Source organism: Fodinicurvata fenggangensis DSM 21160, assembly GCF_000686045.1.
Classification (GTDB): Bacteria; Pseudomonadota; Alphaproteobacteria; order Kiloniellales; family DSM-21159; genus Fodinicurvata; species Fodinicurvata fenggangensis.
In genome coordinates this window covers 117,795-132,098 of record NZ_JMLV01000010.1, presented here as the reverse complement: position 1 = coordinate 132,098, position 14,304 = coordinate 117,795, and the positions used below count along the sequence as shown (strand labels likewise).

The 14,304-nt window shown below is 60.7% G+C and carries 11 protein-coding genes; 7 read left to right on the top strand and 4 right to left on the bottom strand.

The features are described 5' to 3' along the window. Nucleotides 1-46 precede the first annotated feature (46 nt). The 7 genes from BP38_RS0113875 (at nucleotide 47) to BP38_RS22675 (ending at nucleotide 8,786) form a co-directional block, all read left to right on the top strand. Nucleotides 47-2,500, top strand: a complete 2,454-nt coding sequence (locus BP38_RS0113875; RefSeq protein ID WP_026988222.1) for a GcvT family protein — start codon at nucleotides 47-49, stop codon at nucleotides 2,498-2,500. 161 nt (nucleotides 2,501-2,661) lie between these two features. Then, nucleotides 2,662-3,048: an MliC family protein gene (locus tag BP38_RS20750; RefSeq protein WP_035725307.1), complete on the top strand. Its 387-nt coding sequence runs from the start codon at nucleotides 2,662-2,664 to the stop codon at nucleotides 3,046-3,048. Nucleotides 3,049-3,084: 36 nt separating this feature from the next. Beyond that, a complete protein-coding gene (gene bmt / locus BP38_RS0113865; protein WP_026988221.1) occupies nucleotides 3,085-4,104 on the top strand; it encodes a betaine--homocysteine S-methyltransferase in 1,020 nt (339 codons plus the stop codon). 30 nt (nucleotides 4,105-4,134) lie between these two features. Further along, nucleotides 4,135-5,598 carry a betaine-aldehyde dehydrogenase gene (gene betB / locus BP38_RS0113860; RefSeq protein WP_026988220.1) on the top strand — a complete coding sequence of 488 codons (1,464 nt, stop codon included), beginning with the start codon at nucleotides 4,135-4,137 and terminating at the stop codon, nucleotides 5,596-5,598. 48 nt (nucleotides 5,599-5,646) lie between these two features. Next, nucleotides 5,647-7,311 carry a choline dehydrogenase gene (gene betA / locus BP38_RS0113855; protein WP_026988219.1) on the top strand — a complete coding sequence of 555 codons (1,665 nt, stop codon included), beginning with the start codon at nucleotides 5,647-5,649 and terminating at the stop codon, nucleotides 7,309-7,311. 113 nt (nucleotides 7,312-7,424) lie between these two features. Continuing rightward, nucleotides 7,425-8,015, top strand: coding sequence for a hypothetical protein (locus tag BP38_RS0113850; RefSeq protein WP_026988218.1), 591 nt, complete (start codon nucleotides 7,425-7,427; stop codon nucleotides 8,013-8,015). Nucleotides 8,016-8,156: 141 nt separating this feature from the next. Then, on the top strand, nucleotides 8,157-8,786 hold the full coding sequence (locus BP38_RS22675; RefSeq protein ID WP_155992443.1) for a hypothetical protein: 630 nt from the start codon (nucleotides 8,157-8,159) through the stop codon (nucleotides 8,784-8,786). On the opposite strand, the gene BP38_RS22325 is transcribed toward BP38_RS22675, so the two are convergent. The 4 genes from BP38_RS22325 to BP38_RS0113835 form a co-directional block, all read right to left on the bottom strand. Beyond that, nucleotides 8,730-9,500, bottom strand: coding sequence for a biosynthetic peptidoglycan transglycosylase (locus tag BP38_RS22325; protein ID WP_081816681.1), 771 nt, complete (start codon nucleotides 9,498-9,500; stop codon nucleotides 8,730-8,732). The genes BP38_RS22675 and BP38_RS22325 overlap by 57 nt on opposite strands. A gap of 456 nt (nucleotides 9,501-9,956) precedes the next feature. Then, nucleotides 9,957-11,528, bottom strand: coding sequence for a cisplatin damage response ATP-dependent DNA ligase (locus BP38_RS0113845; protein WP_026988217.1), 1,572 nt, complete (start codon nucleotides 11,526-11,528; stop codon nucleotides 9,957-9,959). 4 nt (nucleotides 11,529-11,532) lie between these two features. Beyond that, complete coding sequence (locus BP38_RS0113840; protein WP_026988216.1) at nucleotides 11,533-12,561, bottom strand: ligase-associated DNA damage response exonuclease; 1,029 nt, start codon at nucleotides 12,559-12,561, stop codon at nucleotides 11,533-11,535. 86 nt (nucleotides 12,562-12,647) lie between these two features. After that, entirely contained in the window at nucleotides 12,648-14,288 is a 1,641-nt protein-coding gene (locus BP38_RS0113835) for an acyl-CoA synthetase (RefSeq protein ID WP_051609376.1), read from the bottom strand. Nucleotides 14,289-14,304: the final 16 nt, after the last annotated feature.

The following is a 14,304-nucleotide window of genomic DNA, read 5'->3' as shown; positions in this document are numbered from 1 at the left end:
CTCGAACTTGGCGGAACCCACGGCATCTTCGAGAAGGGCAGCGGTCATGAAAACACAGGCACGGGTGGTGGTTATCGGCGGCGGGGCTGTCGGCGTCTCGACCCTTTATCACTTGGCGAAATTCGGCTGGTCGGACGTTGTCCTTCTGGAGCGCACCGAACTGACGGCGGGCTCGACCTGGCATGCCGCGGGCCTGCTGCCGCTGTTCAACATGAGCTACAGCGTGGGCCAGATCCACAAGTATTCCGTGGACCTCTACAAGTCGCTCGAGGAGGAAACGGGCCAGAACGTCTCCTTCCACGTCAACGGCAACCTGCGCCTGGCCGAGACCCAGGAGCGCATGGACGAGTACCGAAAGTACTGCGGCACGGCCAACACCATCGGTGTGCCCTATGAACTGATAACGCCCAGCGAGGTGAAGGAACTCTGGCCGCTGGCCGAAGTCGACGACCTGGTGGGGGCCATCTACCACCCGGACGATGGCCACATCGCGCCAGCCGACCTGACCACAGCCCTGTCGATCGGCGCACGCAACCGCGGGGCCGAGATCTATCGCCAGACGCCGGTGACGGGCGTGACCCAGAAGGCGAACGACGAGTGGATCGTCCATACGACGAAAGGCGACATCACCTGCGAGCATGTGGTCTGCGCCACCGGCAACTATGCCCGCCAGACCGGCGCCCTCTTCGGCCTGGACGTGCCGGCCATTCCGGTGGAACACCAGTACATCGTGACCGAGCCCCATCCAGCGCTTGTCCAGCGTCAGAAGGAGGGCAAGCCCGAGCTCCCTGTCCTGAGGCCCTCCGACGACGCCTATTACTTCCGTGAAGAGCGCCAGGGCTTCCTGCTCGGCCCCTACGAGAAGGGCGCGCCCGCCTGCTTCGTCGACGGCGTGCCGGACTCCTTCGGCCAGGACCTCTTCCCGGGCGACCTGGAGCGCCTGATGCCCCATGTGGAAGCCGCCATGGAACGCATACCGGCCTTCACCGAAGTCGGCATCAAGGACATCATCAACGGCCCCATTTCCTACACGCCCGACGGCAACCCGCTGGTGGGCCCGGCCTGGGGCGTGAAGAACGTCTGGCTGAACGAGGGCCACTCCTTCGGCATTACCGCAGCCGGCGGCGCCGGTCGCTACCTGGCCGAATGGATCATCGAGGGCGACCCCTCCATCGAGTTGATCGACGTGGACCCGCGCCGCTATGGCGCCTATGCCAACAAGCGCTACACGAAGCTGAAGAACGAAGAAGCCTACGAGCACGTCTTCGTCATTCACTACCCCGACGAAGAGCGTCCGGCCGCACGCCCGGCCAAGATGAGCCCGGTGCATGACCGGCTGGATGCCGCCGGAGCCGTCTGGGGCCAGCGCTATGGCTGGGAGCGGCCGAACTGGTTCGCCCCCGAGGGCGTGGAACGCAAGGACGTCTGGTCCTTCCGCCGGACCAACTACTTCGAGCATGTGGGCAACGAGGCGCGGCATATGCGCGAGAAGGCCGGACTGATCGACCTGACCTCGTTCTCCAAGTTCGAGATTTCGGGCCCCGGGGCCGAGGCCTACCTGGACCGGCTGGTGGCCAACACCATCCCGAAAAAGGTTGGGCGCATGTCGCTCAGCCACGCTTTGACCCAAACGGGCGGTGTGCGCAGCGAGTTCACCATCACCAAGCTGGCGGAAAACCGCTACTACCTGATCTCCTCGGGGTCTGCGGAGCGTTTCGACTGGGACTTCCTGTTCAAGAACCTGCCCGACGACGGCAGTGTGCGCCTGGACAACGTCACCAACAGCCGCGGCGTCTTCGTTCTGTCCGGTCCCAATGCCCGGGATATCCTGCAGCAACTGACCGACAGCGACCTGTCCAACGCTGCCTTTCCCTGGCTGACCGGCCAGACCATCAACGTGGGCCTGGCCAGCGATGTGCGGGCCCTGCGTGTCAACTTCGTTGGCGAACTGGGCTGGGAGCTGCATCACCCCATCGAATACCAGCGCCATATCTTCGGGGAGATCATGCGGGCCGGCCAGGCCCACGAGCTTGGCCTGGTCGGAATCCGCGCCATGGATGTCCTGCGTGTCGAGAAGTCCTATCGCATGTGGGCCAAGGACCTGAGCCGTGAGTATTCCGCCTTCGAATCCGGGCTGGATCGCTTCATCAGGCTCAACAAGGGCGAATTCACCGGGCGTGAGGCCCTGGTCCGCCAGCAGCAGGAAGGCATTCCACAGCGTTTCGTCACGCTGGAGGTCTTTCCCGAAGCCCGCAACGGACGGCAGATCGCCGATCCCGGTGGCAACGAACCGCTCTACAGCAACGGCACCATGATCGGTCGCGCCACATCCGGCGTCTACGGCCACAATCTGGGCAAGAGCCTGGCGCTCGGCTATGTCACGCCGGACTATGCCGAGCCGGGCACCGAACTGGAAATCGAGATCCTGCGCGATCGCTTCCAGGCGCGGGTCCTGCCGGAATCGCCATGGGATCCCGAAAACGAGCGCCTGCGTGCCTAGTCCTCCCCGCATGAAGGCCTCCTCCGGCGGCTGGCCCTGCCAGTCGCCGGTCTTTCTCATCTCCCTCTGCCCATCTCGTGAAAAAGGTCCGGGACAGCACGGGGATCACGGCTTATTCTCGGCCCTGGTCTTAAGCCCTTGAGAGAGCAGGAGCCTCGACGATGAAAGTATTCTATCCCGCCCTTGGCATGGTCGCCCTCTTCCTGTTGGGCGCCTGCAGCCAGAGCGGCATCCCCGGATCCGAACGTGGCAACGCCCCGGCACCCGGCGCGGCGGACCTGGAAGACGAGGATGGCCTGCCCGAAACCGCCCCCATCGTCTATATCTGTGACGGCGGCGTGATGGTTGCGGCCATCTACGACGGTGAGGAAGCCGTGGTGACCTACGAAGGCCGTTCCGAGGAGATGCAGACCGTGCGCTCGGGCAGTGGCGCGCGCTATGCCGGTGAGGACTGGATCTGGTGGACCAAGGGCAACACCGGCTTCCTGCAGACCCGCGCCACCGAGGAAACCATCGTCGATGGCTGCTCCATTCATGGAGAAGACTGAGTCCAACCCTGACTGTATCGGGAGAAACGCCGCTATATGAGCGACCTGCTGCAAGACCTGCTGTCCCGCCGCCCCTGGTTGCTGGCCGATGGTGCGACCGGCACCAATCTCTTCGCCCTTGGCCTGCAGCACGGAGATTCCCCGGAACTCTGGAACCTGAACCAGCCCGAGAAGGTCCGCCAGCACTACCGCTCTTTCATCGATGCCGGTTCGGACATCGTGCTGACCAACTCCTTCGGCGGCACGGCCAACCGCTTGAAGCTGCACGCAGCCGACAGCCAGGTGCACGAAATCAATCGCGAAGCCGCCCGTCTGCTGAAAGCGGAAATCGCGGACAGCGGGCGCGAGGTGGTCTGCGCCGGCTCGGTCGGTCCCACGGGCGACCTCTTCGTGCCGCTGGGCCCGCTCAAGTACGAGGATGGCGTGGCCGCCTTCACGGCCCAGTGCGAAGGCCTGGCCGAAGGCGGTGCCGACGTGGCCTGGATCGAGACCATGTCGTCACCCGACGAACTCTCTGCCGCCATCGAGGGCGCAGACCAGGCCGGCCTGCCCGTGGTCTGCACGCTGTCCTTCGACACCAACGGACGTACCATGATGGGCGTGACACCGGAGGATCTGACCCGGTTGGCCCATGGCGCAATCCGTCAACCGCTTGCCTTTGGCGGCAATTGCGGGACGGGCCCGGCCGAGATGGTGGCCGCGCTGGTCAACATGCACAACGCCGCCGGACCCACAGATATCCTGGTCGCCAAAGCCAATTGCGGCATCCCGGTTTTTGTCGATGGCGAAGTGCGCTACAATGGCACGCCAGAGTTGATGGCGCGCTACGCTGTCCTGGCGCGCAATGCCGGGGCACGTATTATCGGCGGCTGCTGCGGCACCACCCCCGATCACCTGCGCAGCATGCGACATGTACTGGAGTCCACGGCGCCGGGCGACAGCCCCTCGCTGGAGGAAATAAGCCGCGAGCTGGGCAGCATCTCGGCCGGCGGCCGCGGCGAGAAACCCGGCGAAAGCAATGGACGGCGTGGAGCCAGACGGCGCAGCCGGGTCTGAACCCCTGCAACGGACAAGGGCGGAAGCACAATGGCCAAGCAAGACTGCAAGCTATATATCGCCGGCAAACAGCAGAACGCAGTCGACGGGCAGACATTCGAAACCCGCAATCCGGCCACAGGTGAGCTGCTGGCCCAGGTGCAGCAGGCCGGACAGGCGGATGTCGCACGTGCCGTTGAAGCCGCGCAGGCAGGCTTTGCCACCTGGTCGGCCATGACCTGTGCCGAGCGCGGGCGCATCCTGCGCCGTGCCGCCGACCTGCTGCGTGCCCGCAACGACGAGCTGGCCCGCCTGGAAACGCTGGATACCGGCCGTCCCATCCAGGAAACAAGCGTCGAGGATATCAATAGCGGCGCCGACTGCCTGGAATACTTCGGTGCGCTGGCGGCCGGCCTGTCGGGTGAGCACATCGACCTGGGCCCGCAGGCCTTCGCCTACACCCGGCGCGAACCGCTGGGCATCTGCGCCGGCATCGGCGCCTGGAACTACCCCACCCAGATCGCCTGCTGGAAGGCGGCTCCAGCACTGGCCTGCGGCAACGCCATGATCTTCAAGCCCGCCGAGCTGACGCCGCTGACCGCCATGAAGGTGGCCGAGATCCTCAGCGAGGCCGGCCTGCCCGACGGCGTCTTCAACGTGGTGCACGGCTTTGCCGAAACCGGGCAGCTGCTGACCCGTCATCCGGACATCGCCAAGGTCTCGCTAACCGGCGAAGTCGGCACTGGCCGCAAGATCATGGCCGATGCCGCGGGCACAGTGAAACACGTGACGCTAGAGCTGGGCGGCAAGTCCCCCATCCTGGTCTTCAAGGAAGCCGAGATCGACCGCGCCGTCACGGGCGCCATGCTGGGCAACTTCTACAGCGGCGGCGAGATATGCTCCAACGGCACGCGCGTCTTCGTGCATGAAAGCATCAAGGACAGCTTCCTGGAACGCCTGGTGGCACGCACCGAGGCGCTCAAGATCGGCGATCCTCTGGACCCGGATACCCAGGTGGGTGCGCTGATCTCCGAGGAGCACACCCAGAAGGTCCTGAAGGCCATCGCCGACGGCCAGAAAGAGGGGGCAAAACTGGTCACCGGCGGCCAACGCGTCACCGATCCGCCCTTCGACCGCGGCGGCTTCGTCACGCCCGCCATCTTCGATGCCTGCGAGGATGACATGACCCTGGTGCGCGAGGAGATCTTCGGGCCCGTCCTCTCGCTGCTGAGCTTCAAGGACGAGGAGGAAGCCATCGCGCGCGCCAACGATACGCCCTACGGCCTGGCCGCAGGCGTCTTTACCCGAGATCTGGCCCGCGCCCACCGCGTCATCGCCCGCCTGCAGGCCGGTACCTGCTGGATCAACAACTATAACCTGACGCCCATAGAGATGCCCTTCGGCGGCGTCAAGCAATCCGGCCTCGGCCGCGAGAACGGCAAGGCGGCCATCGAATACTATTCCCAGCTGAAAAGCGTCTATGTCGAGCTGGGCGAGCTAGAAAGCCCCTATTGAGGCGCGCCGGCACAGGGGCTCTATCAGGAGGTTGTCGCCGGATTTCGCATGAAAGCTGACACGCACTTCGACTACATCATCATCGGTGCCGGTTCGGCAGGCTGTGTCCTGGCCAACCGCCTGAGCGAGGATCCCGAAGTCAGCGTCCTGCTTCTGGAGGCCGGCCCGCGCGACCGTTCGATCTTCATCCGCATGCCAGCCGCGCTGGCCTACCCCCTGGGCGACCGCAAGTTCAACTGGTTCTATCAAAGCGAGCCTGAGCCCTGGATGGACCACCGCCGCCTCCACTGCCCACGCGGACGCGTGCTGGGCGGCTCTTCCTCCATCAACGGCATGGCCTATGTGCGTGGCCATGCCCGCGACTACGACCGCTGGAGCAGCTATGGCCTGGAAGGCTGGGACTATGCCCACTGCCTGCCCTATTTCCGGCGTGCCCAGGCCCATGAATACGGGGCCGACGACTACCGCGGCGGCGACGGGCCGCTGAAGGTCTCGGCCGGGCGCATGGAAAACCCGCTGCAACAGGCCTGGATCCAGGCCGGCCAGCAGGCCGGCTATGCCCTGACCCCTGACATGAACGGCGAGCGACAGGAAGGCATCGGCCACATGGACATGACGGTCCACAAGGGCGAACGCTGGTCCGCAGCCAAGGGCTACCTCTACCCCGTCCTGGATCGCCCGAACCTGACCGTCCGCCATTCCGCCCTTACCTTGCGCCTGCTGCTCGAGGGACAGCAGGCCAACGGGGTCGAGGTCACCTTCGGCGGCATGGCCCAGAAGTTCCATGCCGATCGCGAGGTCCTGCTCTGCGGCGGTGCCATCAACTCGCCCCAGCTGCTCATGCTATCGGGCATCGGTCCTGCCGACGAGCTGCAGGCCCTGGACATTCCCGTTGTGGCTGACAGGCCGGGTGTGGGCCGGAACCTCCAGGATCATCTGGAGGTCTATATCCAGCATGCCTGCAGCCAGCCGGTCTCGCTCTACAGCTCGACCAGGCTGTGGAACAAGGCCTGGGTCGGCCTGGAATGGCTGCTGTTCAAGCGCGGCGTCGGAGCCAGCAACCACTTCGAAGCCGGTGGTTTCATACGCAGCCGTGCGGGCATCGAGCACCCGAACCTGCAGTACCACTTCCTGCCCATCGCCATGAACTACGACGGCAACAATCCGCTCCGCGGTCACGGCTTCCAGGCCCATGTCGGCCCCATGCGTCCCACCAGCCGCGGCCAGGTGCGCCTGCTCAGTCCGGATGCGCGCGAAGCTCCGGTCATCCAGTTCAACTACATGGCCACGGAGAATGACCGGCAGGAAATGCGCGAGGCCATCCGCCTGACCCGCGAGATCTTCGCCCAGCCGGCCTTCGACCCCTACCGCGGCGCGGAACTGGCCCCCGGCCCCGATGTCCAGAACGACGCCGACCTGGACGCCTTCGTGCGCGCCCATGGCGAGAGCGCCTACCATCCCTCATGCACCTGCGCCATGGGTCCGGCCGGCGAAGAAATGGCCGTCACCGATGGCGCGGGGCGGGTTCACGGCATGGAGAACCTGCGCATCGTCGATGCCTCGATCATGCCCGACATCGCCAGCGGCAACCTGAATGCCCCCACCATCATGATCGCCGAGAAACTGGCCGACGCCATCCGCGGCAAGGAGCCCTTGGCTCCGTCCGACGCACCAGTCTGGATTCATCCGGAGTGGCAGACGAAACAGCGTTAGGCCGACCCGGCACTCCGGCCGGGTTAATCCTTATGCACTCTGGAAGATTCTCAGTCCGCAGCGTTAAGCTTTTGACCGGTGTAGGCATTATCCTGCTGCCGGAGGCACGAAGGATGATGAAACTGGCTGGCATAGCCCTGTTCATTGCAGTATTTCTTCTCGCGGACTCCCTTGGACCCGATGCCGTCACGGCACAGGCGGAAATGGGACAAAAGCTGGGGCGGCACAACACGCTTACCCTGATCTCAGAAAACACGCCTCGCTTCAGCTCACAGAGTTTTTCGCGCATACGTACGACCATCCGGGGTGCGGACGGCAAGTCGGTGCCTGTGGAGGTTTCGGTTCGCCTGCAGAGCCAGGGTGGGGACGAGGCCTTCCTGACTCTCGTCCGTGATGGCGCCCCCGGCGACCTGATCCTGGCTCTTCCTGACACCACCCTCGGTCCTGAAGATATCCACGCTCTCATCATCCAGGACGGTGGGGAGAGCGAGATGCACTACACCACCATCGGTGCCCTGCGCGCCGGAAAACACGGGCACGGCCTTTCCTTGCAACATCAGGAGATTGATGACTCAACACCGGCCCTCCTGCTGCGCCGCGCAGGCCGTGACAGACTGGAAGCACGCCTGCGTCTGCGCGACACAGTGCGGATCGGGCGCATCCTGGTCACCCTGGGCGGGACAAGCGGCTGGACCTCGGTTTGAGATCACGTAACGCAGATTGGTCTATGAATTTGCATTCTAACCCCATGCTGATTAAGGGTAATATTTTATCGATAGAAAATAACTTTAGAATGAGGTATTATTAGAGTTAAGCTTGTTTCACGATCATAGCAGGTGTTGTACGTGACAACAGGAATATTCTTAACCATAATAGCAATTATTATTTCTGGGTTTGCAACTATACTTGCTTCCAATATACAGCAGAGATATTGGGATATACAATATCGTCGCTCAATTGAAGATGCGCAGTTACAGAGAGCACAAATACTCTGTGATAAATTAATAGAACTGTGCGACAAAAGGCTCTATAGATTAAGATTACTTACTATATCCATAAGAGAAAGAGATAGTAAAAATAATATACAGGAAAAGAGAGATTTATATAAAGAATCGGTAAAATTATGGAATGAAAATTTTGGATTTGTAAGGTCAAATTTATTAACTTTATATAATAAAAGAAATTTAGATCATTTTGAAAAAAATATACATGATAAATTTTATAGAATTGGGAATCACATAGAATATTGCCTGAAAAATAGAAAAATACCATATAATAATATAGATGAAGATATAAATATATTATCTGCTGAGTATTATGATTTTTGCTCAAAATTACAAGAACGTATTCGCGATAGAACACTTCCTCATTTTGACGAAATAGATGAAATTAACTTCAAAAATTCAGATAGATTGACGTTAATATATCTCATACGAAGGCTTTATGGAATTTCCACGAAGATGAGCCGCGTATAGCATCCTTCTCTTTATGTTTTTACTCCAGATTGGAGAATAATTATTTGTAATATTTATAATTTCTTGGCAATCATTTAAAGGTAATATTTTATCTTTTCTCATATATATAGCTTTTGGTACTGGGTAAACTAATAGTGATGCAATTAAATCTGCTTGACTCTCACTCAAGTCAATTGCCTTTTTCCCAAATATCATCAATGATGCAGAATCTGCACCCTTTAACTTATACCCTGTATACGCAATACTAAGATATGATCTTAATATATCTATCTTTTTTACTCGGTAATTAATTGCATTTGCTATTACTGATTCTCTTAATTTTCTCGAAATATTTCTCCTCCTATCATCTAATATTGTTCTAACAATCTGCTGCTCTATCGTACTTATACCACCTATTCTCTTGAAGGATAAAATCCTTCTAATTGTACGAAGTATAGATCTTATTATTTCTAAACCAGAATGTTCAAAAAATCTTCTATCCTCTAGCAAAAGTACAGACCATTCCAAATTAGATATCTTATTATAATTAATTATAGATAAATAATTTTCTTCTAAAGCAATTTTATCTATATTATTTACAACTTTATCTGCAGATATATTTAGTGCGATTAATATTTGTTTCGGCGCAGGTGGCCACATTATATTTTTTAACTTATAGTGATAATTATATTTATTAATATTTCTACTATTATATTTTCTTATAAGTTTTTTCATAACCCCCCCCTATTCTAAAAGCATCTATTGCATAATATTGTAATTTAATTATTATGGAATTTTTAATAAAAGATAATTGTAATTTTTATTATATGAATAGTAATTATCTAATTTAATACATAACTATTACTCTGTAACTAAACAAATTCAATACATTTTTTATATTTCTACTTATGATATCAACCATCTTTTCCTGAAAATCAGTCATTCATATCGATGATAACGCATATCGATGATAGAATCAGTAATTCCCAATCCCAGTGCCATTCCCGGATCCGCACCATAGTAAGGGCCCAAAAAGCAGGTTCCTAACGGTAGAGTCCTCTGCACAATTCCAGCGTAAAGGCAACGACAACCGGCAGCTAAACTTGCGTATATCCGAAGCACCGGACGATCAAGTGCGTCTCCGAATGGCCCCCCTAAACATCCTGGAACTGATTGCCCAACATGCATCCCCTACCCCTCCACCAGCTTCTGTAGCGTTTCCAGCCGGTCTGCCTCTTCGGCCGGCTTATCCCAGCGGATGCGGCTGATGCGCGGGAAGCGCATGGCCAGCCCCGACTTGTGGCGGGTTGAGGGCTGGACGGCGTCGAAGACCACCTCGAAGACCAGGCCGGGGGCAACGGCACGCACCGGGCCGAAGCGCTCCACGGTGTTGTCGCGTACCCACTTGTCCAGCTTCTTCAGCTCTTCGTCCGTATAGCCGGAATAGGCCTTGCCCACCGGCACCAGCTCACCCGCCTCGGTCCAGGCGCCGAAGGTGTAGTCGGAATAGAACGAGCTGCGCTTGCCGTGGCCGCGCTGGGCGTACATCAGCACGGCGTCCAGCGACAGCGGGTCGCGTTTCCACTTGTACCAGAGCCCGCGCGGCCGTCCGGCGACATAGCTGCTGTCGCGCCGCTTTAGCATCAGACCCTCAAGGCTTTGCTGCCGCGCCTCGGCGCGCAGGCGTGCCAGGCTGTCCATGCCGTCGGCCACCACCAGGGGTGAGAGGTCCATGCGCGGCGGCCGGTGATGGGCATACCAGTCCTCAAGCCGGCGTCGGCGCTCAGTGAAGGAAAGATCGCGCAGGTCCTCATCGCCTTCGAACAGCAGGTCATAGAGGCGTATATGGGCCGGATGCTTGCGCAGGCCCGCCGCTGTCACGGACTTGCGGTTTAGGCGCTGCTGCAGGTCGTTGAAGGGCGCCACCTCGCCGTCACGCACCACCAGCAGCTCGCCGTCCAGCACGCCCTCGAAATTCACGCCCTCCAGCACGTCGGGAAAGCTGTGGCTGATCTCCTCGCCCGTGCGGCTGAACAGCCGCGCCTTGCCGTCATAGGCGACCAGCTGCACGCGAATGCCGTCCCACTTCCACTCAACAGCAAAGCTCTCCAACTGGAGAGACTCGACCTCGCGTTCCTCCAGAGGGTGCGCCAGCATCAGCGGACGGAAGGCGGCACTGCGGTCCGGCTCGGGGCGCGCGCCCTGCCCTTCCAACCAGGCGAAGAGCGTTTCATAGGGCGGGGCCAGGCCGTGCCAGACCTCCTCGATCTCACCCACGGCGCAGTTACCAAACTCGGCCAGGGCCGTCTTGGCCAACCGTTCGGAGACACCGACGCGCAGGCCACCGGTGATGAACTTCAGCAGCGCCCAGCGCCCGGTGGTATCCAGCGCGTCCAGCCAGCCTTCCAGCAGGCCCGGCACCTGGGCCCGGGGCGCGTCCTGCAGGCGCTCGACGATCTCGTTCAATTCGGGCGGGCGATTGGCGCCGGCGCGTGCCTGCCAGATCAGCGAGACGGTCTCCGCCAGATCGCCCACATAGTCGTGCGACCAGCGGAACAGCACGGGATCGTGGCGTTCCTCGGCCAGCGTACGCACCTGGGCGGGCTTGGCGCTGCGAAAATCCAGCGTGCCGGTCAGCGCCCCCAGCGCCCAGCCGCGATCCGGGTCCGGCGCATGGGCGAAATAGTCCGCCATCAGGCGCAGCTTGTCGTTGCGCCCGGGGGTCAGGCTGAGGCGATCGAGCAGGAAGGCGAAACGCTCCATGGGTTCAGACGGCCTCCTGCTCCTCGTCGCCGCGGCCGATCAGCGACAGGGCCCGGGCGCGCAGCCCCTGCTGCTGCGCATAGTGGATCAGAGCCTCCTCGTTGCCGTGGGTGACCCAGATCTCCGGCGCGCCCACATCGGCAAAGCTGCGCGTCAGCTCGTCCCAGTCGGCATGATCGGAGATCACAAGCGGCATCTCCACGCCGCGCTGGCGGGCGCGCTGGCGCACCTGCATCCAGCCCGAAGCCATGGCAATCACCGGCTCGCTCAGCCGGCGCGCCCAGCGGTCGGCGATGGCCGAGGGCGGCGCCAGCACCAGGGCGCCCGTCATCTCCTCCTTCTGGCTGGCGGTGGCCGGACGCAGCTCGCCCAGCTCGACCCCGTGGGCGCGGTAAAGCTCGCAAAGCTGCTGCAACGCACCGTGGATATAGATCGGCGCATCGTAGCCGGCGCGGCGCAGCAGGGCGATCATCCGTTGCGCCTTGCCCAGGGCATAGACGCCCACCACGTGCGTGCGCTCCGGAAAGAGCCGCAGGGAGTTGAGCAGCTTGGCCACCTCGCGATCCGGATCGGGATGACGGAAGACCGGCAGGCCGAAGGTAGCTTCCGTTATGAAGACGTCGCAGGGCACCGGCTCGAAGGGTGCGCAGGTGGGATCCTCCCGCCGCTTATAGTCGCCGGAGACGACGATGCGCTGCCCGCGATGTTCCAGCACCGCCTGGGCCGAACCCAGCACATGGCCGGCCGGCACCAGACGGACCCGTACCTCGCCGATCTGAATCACCTCGCCATAGGCCAGTACCTGCCATTCGCGGCCCGCCTTGTCCTTGTAGCGGCTGCGCATGATGGCCAGCGTCTCGGCCGTGGCCAATACCTTGTCATGGCCCGGACGCGCATGGTCGGCATGGCCGTGGGTCACCAGCGCGCGCGGCACGGCGCGGTGCGGGTCGACATGGAAATCGCCGGGCGCACAGTAGAGACCCTGGTCGGTCACATAGAGCCAGTTTTCGGGCAGGAGTTCGCTTCGAGGCATGCTTCAGGATATGGCGATCCGAACAGCCCTGACCAGCCCTCTTCGCACAAGCTGAAGGCATTACAGGTCGGCCCCAAGCAGGATCTCTACGGGCTCAGCTGCGCGCGCAGGACGTATTTCTGGATCTTGCCCGTCGAGGTCTTGGGCAGGTCTCCGAAGGTCACATGGGTCGGGCACTTGAACCGCGCAAGGTGCTGGCGGCACCAGTCAATGACCTCCTCCGCGGTCAACGCGGCGCCCTCGCGCGGCGTCACCACGGCATGCGGCGTCTCACCCCACTTCTCGTGCGGCACCGCCACCACCGCAGCCTCGACGATGTCGGGGTGGCTGTAGAGCACCTCCTCGATCTCCAGCGAAGAGATGTTCTCGCCGCCCGAGATGATCACGTCCTTGGCGCGGTCCTTGATCTGGACATAGCCATCGGGTTGCACCACCGCCAGGTCGCCCGTGTGATACCAGCCGCCTGCGAAGGCTTCCGCACTGGCTGTCGGGTTCTTCAGATAGCCCTTGTGTACGGTATTTCCCCGGATCATCAGCTCCCCCACCGTCTCACCGTCTGCAGGCACCGGGGTCATGTCCAGGGGATCCATGACCTGCAGGTCGGAGATCATCTGATGGGGCACGCCCTGGCGCGCAACAAAGGCCGCGCGTTCCTCCAACGGCACCCCCTGCAGGCCCGGCTGCCAGGCGCAGAGCATTGAGGGGCCGAAGGTTTCCGTCAGCCCGTAGAGATGTGTGAGCGCAAACCCCATCTCTTCCATCCGTGCGATCACGCTGCTTGGCGGTGCGGCACCGCCCGTTGCCACCTGGACCCTGTGCTCGAAGACCCGCTTTATGTCTTCCGGTGCATGGATCATCATGTTGAGCACGATCGGCGCGGCACAAAGGTGTGTCACCTGGTGCTCGGCGATCGCCGGGAAGATCAGGGCTGGATCGGGCCGCCGGATACAGACGTGCGTGCCCCCGGCGCAGGTCACGGCCCAGGTGTAGGTCCAGCCGTTGCAGTGGAACATCGGCAGGGTCCAGAGATAGACACTCTCCGGGCCGATCCGGAAGCTGATCACATTGGCCGCCGCATTCAAGTGCGCGCCGCGATGGTGGTAGACGACCCCCTTGGGGTTTCCCGTGGTGCCCGAAGTGTAATTGAGCGTGATGGCATCCCATTCACTGTCGGGCATCCAGTCGTCGAACCCGGGATCGCCCTCGCCCAGGAAGCCCTCGTAATCGGTCTCGCCGATCAGTTCGCCGCCCTCCACATGGGGCGGGTCGATATCGATGACAGCCGGCCGGGGCCCCTTCATCAGGTCCAGCGCCTCGCCGATCACGTCGGCAAACTCGCGATCCGTCAGCAGCACCCTGGCCTCGCCGTGATCCAGGATGAACGCCAGTTCCCGCGCGGCCAGGCGCACGTTCAGCGCATTGAGGACGGCGCCCGCCATGGGCACCCCGTAGTGCGCCTCCAGCAGCGCCAGGCTATTGGGGGCCATGACGGAGACCGTATCGCCCTTGCCGACCCCGCGGCGTTTGAGGGCCGAGGCCAGGCGCCGGCAGCGCGCCGCCATCTGCGCATAGGTGAATTCCTGCGGCCCGTCGATCACGGCCGTGCGAGACCCATAGACCCGCTCCGCCCAGGCGAGATAGGTCAGTGGCGTCAGCGGCACGTGATTGGCCGCGTTGGGCTCAAGGTCTGTCTCGAAAATGGAGTGTCCGTCAGACTGCTGGCTCATGCTTGCGCGCCTCCAC